At 72.5% G+C, this 21762-nt stretch carries 1 protein-coding gene; it reads left to right on the top strand.

Annotated elements, in window-relative coordinates; translation table 11 throughout:
• The first annotated feature begins 28 nt into the window (after positions 1 to 28).
• A complete protein-coding gene (locus tag ACK1X7_RS18325; protein WP_413115357.1) occupies positions 29 to 21751 on the top strand; it encodes a type I polyketide synthase in 21723 nt (7240 codons plus the stop codon).
• The last annotated feature ends 11 nt before the right edge of the window (positions 21752 to 21762 follow it).

Raw genomic sequence — 21762 nt, 5'->3', positions numbered from 1 at the left:
CTTATCTCAGCACCGCGGGGACGGCGTAATGGCGACGGCGAACGAAGAGAAGTACCTCGACTACCTCAAGCGGGCCACCACCGACCTGCGCGAGGCGCGGCGGCGGCTGCGCGAGGTCGAGGAGCGTGAGCAGGAGCCGATCGCCATCGTGGCGATGAGCTGCCGCTACCCCGGCGGGGTCAGCACCCCCGAGGAGCTGTGGGAGCTCGTCGCCCGCGGCGGTGACGCGGCCACGCCGTACCCCACCAACCGCGGCTGGGCCACCGACGTCCTCTTCGAGCCGGACCCGGACAGCGGCCAGGAGCCGTACGTCCACGAGGGCGGCTTTCTGCACGACGCGGCCGACTTCGACCCGGCGTTCTTCGGCATCTCGCCGCGCGAGGCCCTCGCCATGGACCCGCAGCAGCGGCTGCTGCTGGAGACCTCCTGGGAGGCGTTCGAGCGCGCGGGCATCGACCCGACCTCGCTCCAGGGCAGCCAGACCGGTGTGTTCGCGGGCGTGATGTACCACGACTACGCCTCCCGGCTGTTCTCCGCGCCCGAGGATGTCGAGGGCTTCCTGGGCAACGGCAGCTCCGGCTCCATCGCGTCGGGCCGCGTCGCCTACACCTTCGGCCTGGAGGGGCCGGCCGTCACCATCGACACGGCCTGCTCCTCCTCCCTGGTCGCCCTGCACTTCGCCGCCCAGGCGCTGCGTCGCCGGGAGTGCTCGCTGGCCCTGGCCGGCGGTGTCACGGTGATGTCCACCCCCGGCACCTTCACCGAATTCAGCCGCCAGCGCGGCCTCGCGGCGGATGGCCGCTGCAAGTCGTTCGCGGCCGCGGCGGACGGCACCGGCTGGGGCGAGGGCGCGGGCATGCTGCTGCTGGAGCGGCTCTCCGACGCCCGCGCCAACGGCCACCAGGTGCTCGCCCTCGTCCGCGGCAGCGCCATCAACCAGGACGGCGCCAGCAGCGGGCTGACCGCCCCGAACGGCCCCTCGCAGCAGCGCGTCATCCGCCAGGCCCTGGCCTCCGCCCGGCTCTCCGCCGGGCAGATCGACGTGGTCGAGGCCCACGGCACGGGCACGACCCTGGGCGACCCCATCGAGGCGCAGGCCCTGCTCGCCACGTACGGGCGCAACCACACCGAGGACCAGCCGCTGTGGCTGGGCTCCATCAAGTCCAACATCGGCCACACCCAGGCCGCCGCCGGTGTCGCGGGCATCATCAAGATGGTCATGGCGATGCGCCACGGGACGCTTCCGCGGACCCTGCACGTCGACCAGCCCACCCCCAATGTCGACTGGTCGGCCGGGGCCGTCTCGCTGCTCACCGAGGGGCGCGCCTGGCCCGACACCGACCAGCCGCGCCGGGCCGCGGTGTCCTCGTTCGGCATCAGCGGCACCAACGCGCACACCATCCTGGAGCAGGCGCCCGAGCCGGACGCCGAGGAGCCGCAGACCGCGAAGACGGCCGACGACGGCGCCCCGGCCGAGGCCCGCGCCGCCGCCGCGCTGCCGCTGTGGACCGTGGCGGCCAAGAGCCGCCCCGCGCTGCGCGCCCAGGCCGCGAACCTGCGCGCCCACCTCGAAGCCCACCCCGAACTGCGCCTCACCGACGTCGGCTTCTCGCTGGCCATCGGCCGGGCCGCCTTCGACCACCGGGCGGCGATCGTCGCCGACGACCGCGAGGGCCTGATACGCGCCCTCGACGCACTCTCCCGCGAGGAGCCCGCGACCGGGCTGGTCGAGGGGAAGGTCGCCGGTGGCAAGGTGGCGTTCCTGTTCACGGGGCAGGGGAGTCAGCGGCTGGGGATGGGGCGTGAGTTGTATGACGCCTATCCGGTGTTCGCGGATGCGCTTGATGCGGTGTGTGCGGAGCTGGACGCGCATCTGGAACGGCCTTTGAAGGATGTGCTGTTCGGGGACGATGCCGCGGCGCTTGACCAGACGGGGTTCACTCAGCCCGCGTTGTTCGCGGTCGAGGTGGCGTTGTTCCGGCTGGTGGAGGCGTGGGGGCTGCGGCCCGACTTCCTCTCGGGGCATTCGATTGGTGAGTTGGCCGCCGCGCATGTGGCGGGTGTGTTGTCGCTGGCGGATGCGTGCCGGTTGGTGGCGGCGCGTGGGCGTTTGATGCAGGCGCTTCCGGCCGGTGGCGCGATGGTCGCGGTGCAGGCGTCGGAGGACGAGGTGCTGCCGCTGCTCACCGAGCGGGTCAGCATTGCCGCGCTCAACGGCCCGACGTCGGTGGTCATCGCGGGTGACGAGGATGCGGCGCTCGAGATTGCCGCGTCGTTCGAGGCGCAGGGTCGTAAGACCAAGCGGCTCACGGTCAGCCACGCGTTTCACTCGCCTCGCATGGACGGGATGCTGAATGCGTTCCGGCAGGTTGCGCAGGGGCTGACGTACGAGGCTCCGAAGATTCCGATCGTGTCGAATCTGACTGGTGGCGTGGTGTCCGCCGAGGAGATCACGACGGCCGACTTCTGGGTGCGCCACGTGCGCGAGACCGTCCGCTTCCTCGACGGCGTACGGACGCTGGAGGAGCGCAACGTCACGAAGTTCGTGGAACTGGGCCCGGACGGTGTGCTCACCGCCATGGCCCAGGACTGCCTGACCCGCGACGACGCCACCCTTGTGTGCGCGCTGCGCTCCGGCCGCCCGGAGCTCCAGAGCCTGGCCGCCGCCGTCGCCGGGGCCCATGTCCACGGTGTTTCCCCCGACTGGGCCGCGGTGTTCGCCGGGACGGGCACGGCCCGTACGGACCTTCCGCTCTACCCCTTCCAGCGCGACACCTACTGGCTCGACACCGGCTACTGGGCGGGCGACATGGTGTCCGCCGGGCTCGGCGCGGCCGACCACCCGCTGCTGGGTGCCGCGGTGGCGCTCGCCGACTCCGACGGTTTCCTCTACACCGGCCGGCTCGCCCTGGACACCCATCCGTGGCTGGCCGATCACGCGGTGGCGGGCTCGGTGCTGCTGCCCGGCACGGCCTTCGTGGAGCTGGCGATCCGCGCCGGCGACCAGGTCGGTTGCGATCTGCTGGAGGAGTTGACGCTGGCGGCGCCGCTGGTGCTTCCCGAGGTGGGCGGCGTCCAGCTCCAACTGTCGGTGGGTGCGCCCGACGCTTCGGGGCGGCGCGCGCTGACGGTGTACTCGCGGCACGAGGACGCGGCCGTCGACGAGCCGTGGCTGCGGCATGCGTCGGGTGTGCTGGGCTCGGGCGCGCCCGCGGCGTCGTTCGACCTGGCGGCGTGGCCTCCGGTCGGCGCGTCGGAGCTGCCGGTCGATGGTCTGTACGAGGGTCTGGCCGAGGCGGGGCTCGCCTACGGCCCGGTGTTCCAGGGGCTGACGTCCGCGTGGCGGCTGGGCGATGAGGTCTACGCGGAGCTGGAGCTGCCGGAGGAGGCGCGGGCCGAGGCGGGTGCGTTCGGTCTGCATCCGGCGCTGTTGGATTCGGCGCTGCATGCGGTGGGTCTTGGTGGTCTGATCGAGGGTGCGGACGGGGCGCGGCTGCCGTTCGCGTGGTCTGGTGTGTCGTTGCATGCGGTGGGTGCGTCGGTGCTGCGGGTGCGCCTGTCGTCGGCCGGTGCGGACGCGGTGTCGCTGGCGGTGGCGGATGGCGCCGGGCGGGCTGTGTTGTCGGTGGGTTCGCTGGTGCTGCGGCCGGTGTCCGTGGAGCAGATCCAGGGCGCGCGGGGTGGCCGTCAGGAGTCGCTGTTCCGGCTTGATTGGTCCGAGGTGTCTCCTCAGGGTCCGGTGGGACGCTGGGCGCTGCTGGGGTCCGACGCGCTCGACCTGGCGTCGACCGGCCGGCGGTTCGACACCTATGCCGACCTGGACGCGCTGGCCACGGCGGTCGACTCCGGCGCGGCGTTGCCGGATGAGGTGGTGGTCGCTCTTCAAGCCCGTCCGGCGTTTGAGGACACGCCCGAAGGGCGTCCGGGGTCCTGGGGCTTGCCCCAGGTTGCGGGGAGGGGCGGGACTGGGGAATGCTCCTGGCCCGTCGATGCGGTGCACCGCGCCACGGCCCAGGCGCTGAGCCTGCTGCAACAGTGGCTGGCGGACGACCGTTTCACGAACTCGCGTCTGGTCCTGTTGACTTCGGGTGCCGTGGCGGCTGGTGCGGACGAGCCGGTGGCCGATCTGACCCATGCCGCCGTCTGGGGCCTGGTGCGCTCGGCCGAGTCGGAGAACCCGGGCCGGTTCGTCCTGGTCGACGTCGATGGCGCGGCCGATTCGGTGCGGGCGGTGCCGGACGCGCTGGCGTCGGGCGAACCGCAGGTGGCGGTACGGGACGGGGTACTGCGGGCGCCGCGTCTGGCGCGGGCCGCCGCCGCGAGTTCGGGTTCCGGGGACGACGCGCCGGAGTTCGACGTCGATGGCACGGTGCTGGTGACCGGTGCGAGTGGCACGCTGGGCGCTCTGTTCGCCCGCCACCTGGTGGCGGAGCGTGGCGTACGGCACCTGCTGCTGGTGAGCCGCCGCGGCGACGAGGCGCCGGGCGCGGCCGAACTCGGTGCGGAACTGATCGAGTTGGGCGCCGAAGTGCGCTGGGCGGCGTGCGATGTCGCCGACCGTGGCGCGTTGGCCGAAACTCTGGCCGCGCTCCCCGCCGATCATCCACTGACGGCCGTGGTGCACACGGCCGGTGTGCTCGATGACGGTGTGATCGGTTCGCTGACGCCGGAGCGGCTGGAGAAGGTGCTGCGCCCGAAGGTGGACGCGGCCTGGAACCTGCATGAGCTGACCCGCGACCTCGACCTGTCCGCGTTCGTGCTCTTCTCGTCCGCCGCCGGTGTCTTCGGCGCCGCCGGACAGGGCAACTACGCCGCCGCCAACGCCTACCTGGACGCGCTCGCCCAGCACCGTACGGCGCTCGGCCTGCCCGGAACGTCCCTGGCCTGGGGCCTGTGGGCCGCCGAATCCGGTGGTATGGCCGGTGAGCTGGACCAGGCCGATGTGTCCCGGATGAGCCGGGGCGGCGTCGCCGCGCTGGCCACCGACGAGGGCAAGGAGCTGTTCGACGCGGCCGGACGGGCGGGCGAGGCCCTGCTCGTCCCGGTGCGTCTCGACCTGGCGGCGGCACGGGCCGAGGCGGCGTCCACCGGTGTGGTGGCCCCGCTGATGTCCGGGCTGGTGCGGGTCCCGGCGCGGCGTACGGCCGAGGGCTCCGCCGGAACGGGCGCCCTGGCGCAGCGGCTGGCCCGCCTGAACGACACCGAGCAGCTCGAAACGCTGCTGGAGCTGGTCCGCACCCAGGTCGCCGCCGTCCTGGGCTATGGCACCGCCGACTCCGTCGACCCCGACCGCGCCTTCCGCGACCTGGGCTTCGACTCGCTGACCGCCGTCGAACTGCGCAACCGCCTGAACGCGGTCACCGGGATGCGGCTCCCCGCCACCCTGGTCTTCGACTACCCCACCTCCCTCGTCCTGGCCGAACACCTCCGGGACGAACTGGCGGGCACCGGAGCCCAGTCGGGCCTGCCCGTCCAGGCCGTGGGCGCGATCGACGACGAGCCGATCGCCATCGTCGGCATGAGCTGCCGCTTCCCGGGCGGGGTGCGCACCCCCGAGGACCTGTGGCGGCTGCTGTCCGCCGGCCAGGACGCGATCTCCGGCTTCCCCGTCGACCGTGGCTGGGACCTGGACGCGCTCTACCACCCGGACCCGGAGCACCCCGGCACCTCGTACACCCGCGAGGGCGGTTTCCTCCACGACGCCGCCGACTTCGACCCCACCTTCTTCGGGATCTCACCGCGCGAGGCGCTGGCGACGGACCCGCAGCAGCGGCTGCTGCTGGAGACGTCGTGGGAGGCGTTCGAGCGCGCGGGCATCGACCCGGCCACGCTGCGCGGCAGCCGTACCGGTGTGTTCGCGGGCGTGATGTACCACGACTACGCCACGCTGGTGGAGCAGGCCCCGGACGGCGGTGGCGAGGGCGCGATCGGCTCCGGCAGCACGGGCTCCATCGCCTCCGGCCGCGTCGCCTACGCCCTCGGCCTGGAGGGCCCGGCCGTCACCGTCGACACGGCGTGCTCGTCGTCGCTGGTGGCGCTGCACTGGGCGATGCAGGCGCTGCGCTCGGGCGAGTGCACGATGGCGCTGGCCGGTGGTGTCACGGTGATGGCGACGCCCGGTACGTTCGTCGGCTTCAGCCGCCAGGGCGGCCTGTCGGCCGATGGCCGCTGCAAGGCGTTCTCGGCGGACGCGGACGGCACGGGCTGGGCCGAGGGCGCGGGCATGCTGCTGGTCGAGCGGCTGTCGGACGCGCGGAAGAACGGCCACCCGGTGCTGGCCGTGGTGCGCGGCAGCGCGGTGAACCAGGACGGTGCGTCCAACGGTCTGACGGCGCCCAACGGTCCGTCCCAGCAGCGTGTCATCCGGCAGGCGCTGGCCGCCGCCGGGCTGTCGGTCGGCGACGTGGACGCGGTCGAGGCGCACGGCACGGGCACGACGCTGGGCGACCCGATCGAGGCGCAGGCGCTGCTGGCCACGTACGGCCAGGAGCGGGACGCGGAGCGGCCGTTGCTGCTCGGCTCCATCAAGTCGAACATGGGCCACACCCAGGCCGCCGCCGGTGTCGCGGGTGTGATGAAGATGATCCTCGCCATGCGGCACGGGGTGCTTCCGAAGACCCTGCACGCGGACGAGCCGTCACCGCATGTGGACTGGTCGGCGGGTGCGGTCGCGCTGCTGACGGATCAGGTGGAATGGCCGGAGACCGGCCGCCCGCGCCGCGCGGGTGTGTCGTCGTTCGGCATCAGCGGCACCAATGTGCACACCATCATCGAGCAGGCGCCGGAGGTGGCGGCGGCGGAGACTCCCGCGGCTCCCGCCGTCCCGCCCGCCGTGGTGCCGTGGGTGCTGTCCGGGCGGAGTGCGGCTGCGCTGCGGGACCAGGCCGAGCGGCTATTGGCGCATGTGGAGGCCCGGCCCGAGCTGCGTCCGGAGGACGTGGCGTACTCGCTGGCGACGGGCCGCTCGGCCTTCGACCACCGTGCGGTGGTGGTGGCCGAGAACCGGGATGGGCTGCTGAAGGCTCTGGGGGCGCTGGCCGAGGGACGTCGCTCTGCGGCGCTCGTTCAGGGCTCGGTGGCCGGTGGCAAGGTGGCGTTCCTGTTCACGGGGCAGGGGAGTCAGCGGCTGGGGATGGGGCGTGAGTTGTATGACGCCTATCCGGTGTTCGCGGATGCGCTTGATGCGGTGTGTGCGGAGCTGGACGCGCATCTGGAACGGCCTTTGAAGGATGTGCTGTTCGGGGACGATGCCGCGGCGCTTGACCAGACGGGGTTCACTCAGCCCGCGTTGTTCGCGGTCGAGGTGGCGTTGTTCCGGCTGGTGGAGGCGTGGGGGCTGCGGCCCGACTTCCTCTCCGGGCATTCGATCGGTGAGTTGGCCGCCGCGCATGTGGCGGGTGTGTTGTCGCTGGCGAATGCGTGCCGGTTGGTGGCGGCGCGTGGCCGTCTGATGCAGGCGCTTCCGGCGGGTGGCGCGATGATCGCGGTGCAGGCGTCCGAGGACGAGGTGCTGCCGCTGCTGACCGAGCGGGTCAGCATCGCCGCGCTGAACGGGCCCACTTCGGTCGTCATCGCGGGTGATGAGGACGAGGCCGTCGCGATCGCGGCGTCGTTCGAGGCGCAGGGTCGGAAGACCAAGCGGCTGACGGTCAGCCATGCGTTCCACTCTCCGCGCATGGACGGCATGTTGGACGCGTTCCGCGAGGTTGCGGAGGGGCTGTCGTACGAGGCTCCGCGTATCCCGATCGTGTCGAATCTGACCGGTGGCGTGGTGGCCGCCGAGGAGATCACGACGGCCGACTTCTGGGTGCGCCACGTGCGCGAGGCCGTCCGCTTCCTGGATGGTGTGCAGACCCTTGAGGCGCAGGGCGTCTCCACGTTCGTCGAGCTGGGCCCGGACGGTGTGCTCACCGCCATGGCCCAGCAGTGTGTGACCGGCGAGGACGCCGCGTTCGCCGCCGCGCTGCGCAAGGACCGCCCCGAGGCCAAGACGCTGACCACCGCCGTCGCCCGGGCCCAGGTCCGTGGTGTGGCGGTCGACTGGGACGCCGTCTTCACCGGTACGGGCGCGGCTCGGGTCGAGCTGCCGACGTACCCCTTCCAGCACGCGCGCTACTGGCCCGAGCTCCCGGCCGCTGCCCTGGGCGGTACGGCCGGGCTGGGGCTGGCCACCGTCGACCATCCGCTGGTCGGGGCGGCCGTGCCGCTGGCCGGTGGCGAAGGGCTGCTGCTCACGGGCCGACTGGGCCTCGACACGCACCCGTGGCTGGCGGACCACGCCGTGATGGGTTCGGTGCTGCTGCCGGGTACGGCTTTTGTGGAGCTGGCGATCCGCGCCGGTGACCAGGTCGGTTGCGATCAGGTCGAGGAGTTGACGCTGGCGGCGCCGCTGGTGCTTCCCGAGGTGGGAGGTGTTCAGTTTCAGCTTTCGGTCGGTGCGCCGGATGGCTCCGGTCGTCGTGGGTTCGAGGTGTACTCGCGGTCCGAGGACGCGCCCGCCGATGAGCCGTGGCTGCGCCATGCGTCCGGTGTGCTGGTGGAGGGCGCTTCGGAGCCGTCGTTCGACCTGGGGGTGTGGCCTCCGGCGGGTGCGACGCCGGTTGCGCTCGATGGTCTGTATGAGGGCATGGCGGGTCTGGGGCTCGCCTACGGCCCGGTGTTCCAGGGGCTGACGTCCGCGTGGCGGGTCGGTGACGAGGTCTTCGCCGAGCTGGAGCTGCCGGAGGAGGCGCGGGCCGAGGCGGGTGCGTTCGGTCTGCATCCGGCGCTGTTGGATTCGGCGCTGCATGCGGTGGGTCTTGGTGGTCTGGTCGAGGGTGAGGGTGCCCGGCTGCCGTTTGCGTGGGCTGGTGTGTCGTTGCACGCGGTGGGTGCTTCGGTGTTGCGGGTGCGGTTGTCGTCGGCTGGTGCGGATGCGGTGTCGCTGGCGGTGGCTGATGGTGCCGGGCGGGCTGTGTTGTCGGTGGGTTCGCTGGTGCTGCGGCCGGTGTCCGTGGAGCAGATCCAGGGCGCGCGGGGTGGCCGTCAGGAGTCGCTGTTCCGGCTTGATTGGTCCGAGGTGTCTCCTCAGGGTCCGGTGGGACGCTGGGCGCTGCTGGGGTCCGACGCGCTCGACCTGGCGTCGACCGGCCGGCGGTTCGACACCTATGCCGACCTGGACGCGCTGGCCACGGCGGTCGACTCCGGCGCGGTGTTGCCGGATGAGGTGGTGGTCGCTCTTCAAGCCCGTCCGGCGTTTGAGGACCGGGGTGCTGGGGCGGAGCCCGCCGCTGGCGCGGCTTCGCATGCTGGCTCGGGTGCGGCAATTCAAGCCCGTCCGGCGTTTGAGGACACGCCCGAAGGGCGTCCGGGGTCCTGGGGCTTGCCCCAGGTTGCGGGGAGGGGCGGGATAGGGGAATGCTCCTGGCCCGTCGATGCGGTGCACCGCGCCACGGCCCAGGCGCTGAGCCTGCTGCAACAGTGGCTGGCGGACGACCGTTTCACGAACTCGCGTCTGGTCCTGTTGACTTCGGGTGCCGTGGCGGCTGGTGCGGACGAGCCGGTGGCCGATCTGACCCATGCCGCCGTCTGGGGCCTGGTGCGCTCGGCCGAGTCGGAGAACCCGGGCCGGTTCGTCCTGGTCGACGTCGATGGCGCGGCCGATTCGGTGCGGGCGGTGCCGGACGCGCTGGCGTCGGGCGAACCGCAGGTGGCGGTACGGGACGGGGTACTGCGGGCGCCGCGTCTGGCGCGGGCCGCCGTGGACGCCGAGCGGCCGCTCGATGTCGATGTCGATGCCGAGGGCACGGTCCTGGTGACCGGTGCGAGCGGCACGCTGGGTGCTCTGTTCGCCCGCCACCTGGTGGCCGAGCGTGGCGTACGGCGTCTGCTGCTGGTGAGCCGCCGTGGTGGCGAGGCGCCGGGTGCGGCCGAACTCGGTGCGGAACTGGCCGAGTTGGGCGCCGAGGTGCGCTGGGCGGCGTGTGATGTCGCCGACCGTGGCGCGTTGGCCGAGGTGCTCGCGGCGATTCCGGCGGAGCATCCGCTGACGGCCGTGGTGCATACGGCCGGTGTGCTGGACGACTGTGTGGTCGGCTCGCTGACGCCGGAGCGGTTGGCGCGGGTGTTGCGTCCGAAGGTGGATGCGGCGTGGAATCTGCATGAGCTGACCGGCGATCTCGACCTGTCGGCGTTTGTGCTGTTCTCGTCCGCCGCCGGTGTCTTCGGTAACGCGGGGCAGGGCAACTACGCCGCCGCCAACGCCTATCTGGACGCGCTGGCCCAGCACCGTCGGGCGCACGGCCTGGCCGGTTCCTCGCTGGCCTGGGGTCTGTGGGCCGACTCCAGCGGAATGACGGGTGAGTTGGACGACGCGGATGTGTCCCGGATGAGCCGGGGCGGCGTGGTCGCGCTGTCCGCCACCGAGGGCATGGAGCTGTTCGACATCGCGGGCCGCCTTGGTGAGGCGCTGCTTGTGCCGATGTCGCTGGACATGGCCGCGCTCCGGGCGCAGGCGGCCGGCGGTGCGCCGGCGCCGCTGTTCCGTGGGCTGGTGCGGGTTCCGGCGCGGCGCGCGGCGGAGGGTGCGGCAGCCTCGGGCGCGCTGGCGCGGCGGCTGGCCGGGCTGGACGCGGCCGAGCAGCTCGATGTGCTGCTGGACCTGGTCCGTACGAACGTCGCGACGGTGCTCGGATACGCCGGTCCGGAGACGGTTGACCCCGACCGCTCCTTCCGTGAGCTGGGCTTTGACTCGCTGACGGCGGTGGAGCTGCGGAATGCGCTGGGCGGTGTGAGTGAGCTGCGGCTGCCCGCGACGCTGGTCTTCGACTACCCGACGCCGATGGTGTTGGCGGAGTTCCTGCGCGCTGAGGTGGTGGGTGCGGCTGCCGCTGTGTCCGGGCCTGTTGTGGTGGCTGCCGCGGATGATGAGCCGATCGCGATCGTGGGATTGGGCTGCCGTTATCCGGGTGGGGTGGAGACTCCGGAGGATCTGTGGCGGCTGGTCATGGAGGGCCGCGACGCGATCTCGGAATTCCCGACCGACCGTGGCTGGGACCTCGGGGCGCTCTACCACGCGGACCCGGACCACAGCGGCACGAGCTACGCCCGCGAGGGCGGCTTCGTCGACCGGGCGGGCCACTTCGACCCGAGCTTCTTCGGGATCTCGCCGCGTGAGGCGCTGGCGATGGATCCGCAGCAGCGGTTGCTGCTGGAGACGTCGTGGGAGGCGTTCGAGCGGGCCGGGATCGATCCGGGCGCGCTGCGCGGCAGCCGTACCGGTGTCTTCGCCGGTGTGATGTACCACGACTACGCCTCCTCGCTGCCCGCGCTTCCCGAGGGCGTGGAGGGCTTCGTCGGTACGGGCAACGCGGGGAGTGTGATTTCGGGGCGGTTGGCGTACACGTTCGGTCTTGAGGGGCCGACGATTACGGTGGATACGGCGTGTTCGTCGTCGTTGGTGGCGTTGCATCTGGCGGTTCAGGCGCTGCGGAACGGTGAGTGTTCGCTGGCGTTGGCCGGTGGTGTGACGGTGATGGCGACTCCGGCGCCGTTTGTGGAGTTCAGTCGTCAGCGTGGGCTTGCGGGGGATGGGCGTTGCAAGGCGTTCTCCGCTGACGCGGATGGCACGGGGTGGTCCGAGGGTGCGGGCATGCTGCTGGTGGAGCGGCTGTCGGATGCGCGGAAGAACGGGCATCCGGTGCTCGCCGTGGTGCGGGGCTCGGCGATCAACCAGGACGGTGCGTCCAATGGTCTGACGGCGCCCAACGGTCCGTCCCAGCAGCGCGTTATTCGTCAGGCGTTGGCGAACGCAGGGCTGTCGACTGGTGATGTGGACGCGGTGGAGGCGCACGGTACGGGCACCAGCCTTGGTGACCCGATCGAGGCGCAGGCGCTGATGGCGACGTATGGCCAGGAGCGGGATGCGGAGCGGCCGTTGCTGCTCGGTTCGATCAAGTCGAACATGGGTCATACGCAGGCTGCTGCCGGTGTTGCGGGGATCATCAAGATTGTGATGGCGATGCGGCATGGTGTGTTGCCGCGGACGCTGCACGCTCAGGAGCCGTCGCCGCATATCGACTGGTCGGCGGGCGCTGTTTCGTTGTTGCAGGAGTCGGTGGAGTGGCCGGAGTCGGGTCGTCCCCGGCGGGCGGCGGTCTCGTCGTTCGGCTTCAGCGGTACCAACGCGCACACCATCATCGAGCAGGCCCCGGCCATCGAGGACGAGGCCCCGCGTGAGGTGGCCACGGTCCCCGGTGTGACGTCGTGGCCGCTGTCGGCGAAGACCGCCGACGCGCTGCGTGCGCAGGCCATGCGGCTCCGTTCCTACCTGGACGGGCGGCCGGAGATCGCACCGGCCGACCTCGGCTACTCGCTCGCGACCACGCGCGCCGCCCTGGACCACCGCGCGGTGCTGGTGGCCGAGGACCGCGAGGGTTTCCTGCGCGGTCTGGACGCCCTGGCGCACGGCGAGTCCGGTGCGGAGGTGATCCAGGGCTCGGGCGCCGCTGTCGGCAAGGTGGCGTTCCTGTTCACGGGGCAGGGCAGCCAGCGGCTCGGCGTGGGCCGTGAGCTGTACGACGCCTACCCGGCGTTCGCGCAGGCGCTGGACGCGGTCTGCGATGAGCTGGACGCGTATCTCGAACGGCCGCTGAAGACGGTGATGTTCGGGAACGACGCGGAGGAGCTGGACCGGACCGGGTTCACCCAGCCCGCGCTGTTCGCGATCGAGGTGGCGCTGTTCCGGCTGGTGGCGACCTGGGGGCTGAAGGCGGACTTCCTCTCCGGCCACTCGATCGGTGAGCTGGCCGCCGCCCACGTGGCGGGTGTGCTCTCCCTCGCCGACGCGGCGAAGTTGGTGGCCGCCCGTGGCCGTCTGATGCAGGAGCTGCCTGCCGGTGGCGCGATGATCGCCGTCCAGGCGGCCGAGGACGAGGTGCTGCCGCTGCTCACCGAGCGGGTCAGCATCGCCGCCCTCAACGGGCCCACCTCCGTGGTCATCGCGGGCGACGAGGACGCGGCCGAGCGGATCGCGGCGGACTTCGAGGAGCGGGGCCGTAAGACCAAGCGCCTCACCGTCAGCCACGCGTTCCACTCCCCGCGCATGGACGGGATGCTGGAGGCGTTCCGGGAGGTGGCCGAGGGGCTGTCGTACGAGGCCCCGCGGATCCCGATCGTCTCCAACCTCACCGGCGCGGTCGTCTCCGCCGAGGAGATCACGACGGCCGACTTCTGGGTGCGCCACGTCCGCGAGGCCGTCCGCTTCCTCGACGGTGTTCGCACCCTCGAGGCCCAGGGCGTCACCACCTACCTCGAACTCGGCCCCGACGGTGTCCTCACCGCCATGGCCCAGGAGTGCGTCACCGACGCCGAGGCCGCCGGATTCGCCGCAGCGCTGCGGGCCGGTCGGCCCGAGGCGCGGGCCGTCCACGCCGCCATCGCCCGGGCGCATGTCCGTGGTGTCGCGGTGGACTGGGAGGCGGTCTTCGCCGGTACGGGCGCGGCTCGGGTCGAGCTGACCGACCTGCCGACGTACGCCTTCCAGCGCCGCCGGTACTGGCCCCAGGCGTCGGCGTACGGCGTCGGCGGCACGGCGGGGCTCGGACTCGCCGACGCCGACCACCCGCTCGTGGGCGCCGTCGTACCGCTCGCGGGCGGCGATGGGCTGCTGCTGACCGGGCGGATCTCGGCGCAGACGCATCCGTGGCTGCTCGACCACGCCGTGATGGGTTCGGTGCTGCTGCCCGGCACGGCCTTTGTCGAGCTGGCGGTTCGTGCCGGTGACCAGGTCGGCTGTGATCAGGTCGAGGAGTTGACGCTGGCGGCGCCGCTGGTGCTTCCCGAGGTGGGAGGTGTTCAGCTTCAGCTTTCGGTCGGTGCGCCGGACGACTCCGGCCGCCGGGCGTTCGAGGTGTACTCGCGGTCCGAGGACGCGCCCGCCGATGAGCCGTGGCTGCGCCATGCCTCCGGTGCGCTCGTGGAGGGCGCCCCGACGCCGTCGTTCGACCTGAGCGCATGGCCGCCGGCCGGTGCGACGCCGGTCGAGCTCGACGGTCTCTACGAGGGCATGGCGGGTCTGGGGCTCGGCTACGGCCCGGTGTTCCAGGGGCTGACGTCCGCGTGGCGGCTCGATGGCGAGGTCTACGCCGAGCTGGAGCTGCCGGAGGACGGACAGTCCGACGCGGGGCTGTTCGGTCTGCATCCGGCGCTGTTGGACTCGGCGCTGCACGCGGTCGGTCTTGGCGGTCTGATCGAGGGCGAGGACGGGGCGCGGCTGCCGTTCGCGTGGGCTGGTGTGTCGCTGCACGCGGTGGGTGCTTCGGTGCTGCGGGTGCGGTTGTCGTCGGCTGGTGCGGACGCGGTGTCGCTCGCGGTGGCCGATGGTGCCGGGCGTGCCGTGCTGTCGGTGGATTCGCTGGTGCTGCGGCCGGTGTCGGCCGAGCAGATCAGCGGGGCCCGGGGCGGTCGTCAGGACTCCCTCTTCCGCTTGGAGTGGACCGAGTTCGCGGCCGAGACGGATGCCGGGATCGGCAGCGGCTGGGTGGTGCTCGGCTCCGAGGCGCTGGAGCGTGGCCTCTCCGGCTCGGACGTGGCCGCGTACCCGGATCTGGCGGCGCTGGGCGCGGCGATCGAGTCTGGCGCGGCAGTGGCCGATGAGGTGCTGGTCGACTTCTCGTCCGACGGGGACGGCGGTCCGGCCGCAGTGCACCGGGCCACGGCCAGGGCGCTGGAGCTGATCCAGACCTGGCTGGCCGATGAGCGGTTCGCGGATGCGCGGCTGACCGTGCTGACCTCGGGCGCGGTGGCCACCGAGGCCGCCGAGCCGGTGGCGGACCTGGTGGGTGCCGCGGTATGGGGTCTGCTGCGCTCGGCGCAGTCGGAGAACCCGGGCCGGTTCGTGCTGGTCGATGTCGATGGTGCGGCCGGTTCGCTGTCGGCGGTCGCGGGTGCGCTGGGGTCCGGTGAACCGCAGGTGGCCGTACGGGACGGGGCGCTGCGGGCGCCGCGTCTGGCGCGGGCCTCCGTGGACGCCGAGCGGCCGCTCGATGTCGATGCCGAGGGCACGGTGCTGGTCACGGGTGCGAGCGGCACACTGGGCGGTCTGCTGGCCCGCCACCTGGTGGTGGAGCGTGGTGTACGGCATCTGCTGCTGGTGAGCCGTCGTGGTGACCAGGCGCCGGGTGCGGCCGAACTCGGCGCCGAATTGGTCGAGTTGGGCGCGAGCGTGCGTTGGGCGGCGTGTGATGTGGCGGACCGGGACGCGCTCGCCGCGACCCTCGCCGACGTCCCCGCCGACCATCCGCTCACAGCGGTCGTTCACACGGCCGGTGTGCTGGACGACGGTGTGATCGGTTCGCTGACGCCGGAGCGGTTGGCGCGGGTGTTGCGTCCGAAGGTGGATGCGGCGTGGAATCTGCATGAGCTGACCCGCGATCTCGACCTGTCGGCGTTCGTGCTGTTCTCGTCCGCCGCCGGTGTCTTCGGCAATGCGGGGCAGGGCAACTACGCCGCCGCCAACGCCTTCCTGGACGCGCTGGCCCAGCACCGTCGGGCGCTCGGCCTGGCCGGTTCCTCGCTGGCCTGGGGTCTGTGGGCGGACTCCAGCGGGATGACCGGGGAGTTGGACGAGGCCGATGTGTCCCGGATGAGCCGGGGCGGCGTGGTCGCGTTGACCGCCACCGAGGGCATGGAGCTGTTCGACGCCGCGTACCGCACGGACGAGGCGCTGCTCGTGCCCGTCCGGCTGGACCTGGCCGTGCTGCGCGCCGAGGCGGCGTCGGCCGGTGTGGTCGCGCCGCTGCTGCGGGGGCTGGTGCGGGTTCCGGCGCGGCGTGCGGCGGAGGGCGCGGCGGCGTCGGGTGCGCTGGCGCGGCGGCTCGCCGGTCTCAGCGAGGCCGAGCAGCTCGACGCCCTGCTGGAGCTGGTCCGTACGCAGGTCGCCGCCGTACTCGGCCATGACTCGCTGGACACCGTCGAACCGCATCGCTCCTTCCGTGAGCTGGGCTTTGACTCGCTGACGGCGGTGGAGCTGCGGAATGCGCTGAGCGGTGTGAGTGAGCTGCGGCTGCCCGCGACGCTGGTCTTCGACTACCCGACGCCGATGGTGTTGGCGGAGTTCCTGCGCGCTGAGGTGGTGGGTGCGGCTGCTGCCGTGTCCGGGCCTGTTGTGGTGGCGGCGGCTGATGATGAGCCGATCGCGATCGTGGGGTTGGGCTGTCGTTATCCGGGTGGGGTGGAGACTCCGGAGGATCTGTGGCGGCTGGTCATGGAGGGCCGCGATGCGATCTCCGAGTTCCCCACAGACCGTGGCTGGGATCTGGATGGGCTCTACCACCCGGACCCTGACCACCCGGGCACCTCGTACTCCCGCGAGGGCGGCTTCGTCGACCGGGCGGGCCACTTCGACCCGAGCTTCTTCGGGATCTCGCCGCGTGAGGCGCTGGCGATGGATCCGCAGCAGCGGTTGCTGCTGGAGACGTCGTGGGAGGCGTTCGAGCGGGCCGGGATCGATCCGGGCGCGCTGCGCGGCAGCCGTACCGGTGTCTTCGCCGGTGTGATGTACCACGACTACGCCTCCTCGCTGCCCGCGCTTCCCGAGGGCGTGGAGGGCTTCGTCGGTACGGGCAACGCGGGGAGTGTGATTTCGGGGCGGTTGGCGTACACGTTCGGTCTTGAGGGGCCGACGATTACGGTGGATACGGCGTGTTCGTCGTCGTTGGTGGCGTTGCATCTGGCGGTTCAGGCGCTGCGGAACGGTGAGTGTTCGCTGGCGTTGGCCGGTGGTGTGACGGTGATGGCGACTCCGGCGCCGTTTGTGGAGTTCAGTCGTCAGCGTGGGCTTGCGGGGGATGGGCGTTGCAAGGCGTTCTCCGCTGACGCGGATGGCACGGGGTGGTCCGAGGGTGCGGGCATGCTGCTGGTGGAGCGGCTGTCGGATGCGCGGAAGAACGGGCATCCGGTGCTCGCCGTGGTGCGGGGCTCGGCGATCAACCAGGACGGTGCGTCCAATGGTCTGACGGCGCCCAACGGTCCGTCCCAGCAGCGCGTTATTCGTCAGGCGTTGGCGAACGCAGGGCTGTCGACTGGTGATGTGGACGCGGTGGAGGCGCACGGTACGGGCACCAGCCTTGGTGACCCGATCGAGGCGCAGGCGCTGATGGCGACGTATGGCCAGGAGCGGGATGCGGAGCGGCCGTTGCTGCTCGGTTCGATCAAGTCGAACATGGGTCATACGCAGGCTGCTGCCGGTGTTGCGGGGATCATCAAGATTGTGATGGCGATGCGGCATGGTGTGTTGCCGCGGACGCTGCACGCTCAGGAGCCGTCGCCGCATATCGACTGGTCGGCGGGCGCGGTGTCGTTGTTGCAGGAGTCGGTGGAGTGGCCGGAGTCGGGTCGTCCCCGGCGGGCGGCGGTCTCCTCGTTCGGCTTCAGCGGCACCAACGCGCACACCATCATCGAGCAGGCCCCTGAGCCCGAACCGGTGGAGGCTCCCACCGCCCCGGTCGCTCAGCCGTCCGTTCTGCCGTGGGTGCTCTCCGGCAAGAACACCGACGCGCTGCGCGCCCAGGCCGGGCGGCTGCTCGCCGACGTCGAGGGGCGGCCGGAGCTGTCGCCGACCGACCTGGCGTACTCACTCGCGACCACGCGCGCCGCGCTCGACCACCGTGCCGTGGTCGTCGGCGGGGACAGGGCCGGGCTGGTCTCGGGTCTGGAGGCGCTGGCACATGGCGAGTCGGCGGCCGGGCTCACCGAAGGCGCGGTGGCGGACGGCAAGGTGGCGTTCCTGTTCACGGGGCAGGGCAGCCAGCGGCTCGGCATGGGCCGTGAGCTGTACGACGCCTACCCGGCGTTCGCGCAGGCGTTCGACGCGGTCTGCGATGAGCTGGACGCGCATCTCGAACAGCCGCTGAAGACGGTGCTGTTCGGCGAGGACGCCGAGGAGCTGGACCGGACCGGGTTCACCCAGCCCGCGCTGTTCGCGATCGAGGTGGCGCTGTTCCGGCTGGTGGCGACCTGGGGGCTGAAGGCGGACTTCCTCTCCGGCCACTCGATCGGTGAGCTGGCCGCCGCCCACGTGGCGGGTGTGCTCTCGCTCGCCGACGCGGCCAAGCTGGTGGTCGCCCGTGGCCGTCTGATGCAGGCGCTTCCGGCCGGTGGCGCGATGATCGCCGTCCAGGCGTCCGAGGACGAGGTGCTGCCGCTGCTCACCGAGCGCGTGAGCATCGCCGCGCTCAACGGCCCGACCTCGGTCGTGGTCGCGGGCGACGAGGACGCGGCGCTGGAGATCGCGGCGGCCTTCGAGGAGCGGGGCCGTAAGACCAAGCGCCTCACCGTCAGCCACGCGTTCCACTCCCCGCGCATGGACGGGATGCTGGAGGCGTTCCGTGAGGTGGCCGAGGGTCTGTCGTACGAGGCCCCGCGGATCCCGATCGTCTCCAACCTCACCGGCGCGGTCGTCTCCGCCGAGGAGATCACGACGGCCGACTTCTGGGTGCGCCACGTCCGCGAGGCCGTCCGCTTCCTCGACGGTGTCCGCACCCTCGAAGCCCAGGGCGTCACCACCTACCTCGAACTCGGCCCCGACGGTGTCCTCACCGCCATGGCCCAGGAGTGCGTCACCGACGCCGAGGCCGCCGGATTCGCCGCAGCGCTGCGCAAGGACCGCCCCGAGGCCGAGACCCTGACGGCCGCCATCGCCCGCGCCCATGTGCGGGGTGTGGCAGTCGACTGGGCGGCGTTCTTCGCGGGGACCGGCGCCCGGCGCACCGAGCTGCCGACGTACCCCTTCCAGCGCGAGCGCTACTGGCTGGAGGCTCCCGCCGGAGCCGTGGGCGACGTGGTCTCGGCCGGTCTCGGCTCGGCCGATCACCCGCTGCTGGGCGCGGCGGTGGATCTGCCCGACTCCGAGGGCTTCCTCTTCACGGGCCGGCTCTCGCTCCGTACGCACCCCTGGCTGGCCGACCACGCCGTCATGGACACCGTGATGCTGCCCGGTACGGCCCTGGTCGAGCTGGCGGTGCGCGCCGGTGACCAGGTCGGCTGCGATCTGCTGGACGAGCTGACCCTCGAAGCGCCGCTGATCCTTCCGGAGCGCGGCGGGGTGCAACTGCGGGTCGCCGTGGACGAGCCCGACGGCCCCGACGGGCGGCGCGCGCTGACCGTCTACTCGCGGCTGGAGGACGCCGCCGACGAGCCGTGGATCCGGCACGCCTCCGGTGTGCTCACGCTCGCCGGTTCCTCCTCCGCCGTCACCACCGGCACGGTGGAATGGCCCCCGGCCGCCGCCACGGCCACCGATCTCGAACCGCTCGACGTGGACGGGCTGTACGACGGCTTCGCCGCGCTCGGCCTCGCCTACGGGCCGGTGTTCCAGGGGCTGCGGGCCGCCTGGCGGCGCGGGGACGAGGTGTTCGCCGAGGTGGCGCTCGACGAGGACCGGCAGGGCGAGGCCCGTTCGTACGGGCTGCACCCGGCGCTGCTGGACGCCGCGCTGCACACGGTGGCGCTCGGCGGGTTCTTCCCGGCCGAGGAGGCGGGCCGGGCCCGGCTGCCGTTCTCGTGGGACGCCGTACGGCTGCACGCGGTCGGCGCGACCGCGCTGCGGGTGCGGGTCTCCCCGGCCGGGCAGGGCGCGGTGGCGCTGGAGATCACCGACGAGGCCGGTGCCCCGGTGGTGTCGGTCGGTTCGCTGGCGCTGCGGCCGCTGGACGCCGAGCAGTTCGCGGCCGCCCGTACCGCACACCACGAGGCGCTGTTCCGGCTCGACTGGGCCGCGCTGCCCGCATCCGCCGAGCCGCAGCGGCCGGAGGACACCGCCCTGTGGGCCGTTCTGGACGGCACCGGTGGCGATCTGAAGATCACGGCCGCGCTGACGGACGCGGACACCGGTATCGAGGCCGAGACCTACGCGGGGCTCTCCGCGCTCGCCGAGGCGGTGGAGGCCGAGGGGATCGCGCCCGACGTGGTCCTCGTGCCGTGCCTGCCCGACCTGGGCACGCCCGGGGACACCGCGGGCGCCGCGCACACCGTCGTACGGCGGACGCTGGCGCTGGTGCAGGAGTGGATCGCGGACGAGCGGTTCGCCGACTCCCGGCTGGTCCTCCTCACCCGTGGCGCGGTGGCCGTGACCACGGGCGACGACACCGGGGCCGAAGGGGCGGCAGCGGCCGAAGGGGCCGAGGGTGTGGACGACCTGACCCACGCCGCCGCCTGGGGTCTGGTGCGCTCGGCACAGGCCGAGCACCCGGGCCGGTTTGTTCTGGTCGATGTCCATGGAGACCTCGACGTTCAAGGAGACGGCGCCGCCACCGGCTGGCTCCCCGCCCTGGTGGCAGGCTTGCGCACGGACGAGCCGCAGCTCGCCGTCCGCGCCGGGACCCTCCACGCACCGCGCCTCGCGCGGGTGGCGGCCCTGGACGAGGCGGCCGTGCCCGGTCTCGACCCGACGGGCACCGTGCTGATCACCGGCGCGTCCGGCACCCTGGGCGGGCAGCTCGCCCGCCATCTGGTGACCGAGCGCGGCGCCCGCCACCTGCTGCTGACCAGCCGCCGTGGCGCGGCGGCGGCGGGCGCCGCCGAACTGGCCGCCGAGCTGGGCGGGTTGGGCGCCGAGGTCACCTGGGCGGCGTGCGACGCGGCCGACCGGGACGCGCTCGCCGCCCTCCTGGCGGACATCCCCGCCGACCACCCCCTCACCGCCGTGATCCACGCGGCGGGCGTCCTGGACGACGGGATCATCGAATCCCTCACCCCGGAGCGCGTCGAGCGGGTGCTGCGGCCCAAGGTGGACGCGGCGTGGAACCTCCACGAGCTGACCGGCGACAGCGACCTCTCCGCGTTCGTCCTGTTCTCCTCGGCGGCCGGTGTCTTCGGCAACCCGGGGCAGGGCAACTACGCGGCGGCCAACACCTTCCTGGACGCCCTCGCCCAGCACCGCCGCGCCCAGGGCCTGCCCGCCACCTCCCTGGCCTTCGGCCTGTGGGAGGACGACGGCGGCATGGCCGCGACCCTCGCCGACGCCGACCGGCAGCGGATGAGCCGCGGCAGCATGGGCGCGCTGAGCAACGCCGAGGGCCTGGCCCTGTTCGACGTGTCCGGGCTCGCCGGACACGCGGTGCTGATCCCCGCCGCCCTGGACATCGCCGCCCTGCGCGCCCAGTCCACGGCCGGGGTCGCCCCGCTGCTGCGCGGGCTGATCCGTACCCCCGTACGGCGGGCCGCGGCCGGCGGCGGCGGGGCGGACGAGGCGGCGGGCCTCGCCGAGCGGCTCGCGGGCATGTCCGCGGCCGAACGGGACCGCTTCCTGCTCAACCTGGTCTGCGGCCAGGTGGCCACCGTGCTCGGCTACGGCAGCGCGGCGGCGATCGAACCGGGCGCGGCCTTCAAGGAGCTGGGCTTCGACTCGCTCACCGCCGTCGAACTCCGCAACCGGCTCGGCGCGGCCACCGGACTCCGGCTGCCCGCCACGCTGATCTTCGACTATCCGACCCCCGACGCCCTGACCGACCATCTGCGCGCGGAACTCCCGCACGGGGACGGCGGCGGCCCGTCGGTGTTCGGCGAACTCGACCGCCTGGAAGCCGCCCTGGCGGTGGCCGCCGACGACAGCGTCACCCGCTCCAGGATCACCATGCGCCTCCAGGCGCTCCTGGCGAAGTGGAACGACGCCCAGGAAGCGACCGCGGACGGCGACACCGACGACCACGACCTCGAATCCGCGACCGACGATGAGCTATTCGACCTGCTCGACGACGAACTCGGCTCCTCCTGAACGGGAGCGTT

The organism is Streptomyces sp. CY-1, assembly GCF_047218265.1.
Classification (GTDB): Bacteria; Actinomycetota; Actinomycetes; order Streptomycetales; family Streptomycetaceae; genus Streptomyces; species Streptomyces niphimycinicus.
Note: the sequence above shows the minus strand (reverse complement) of the source record. Positions and strands in the feature narration are given on the sequence as shown.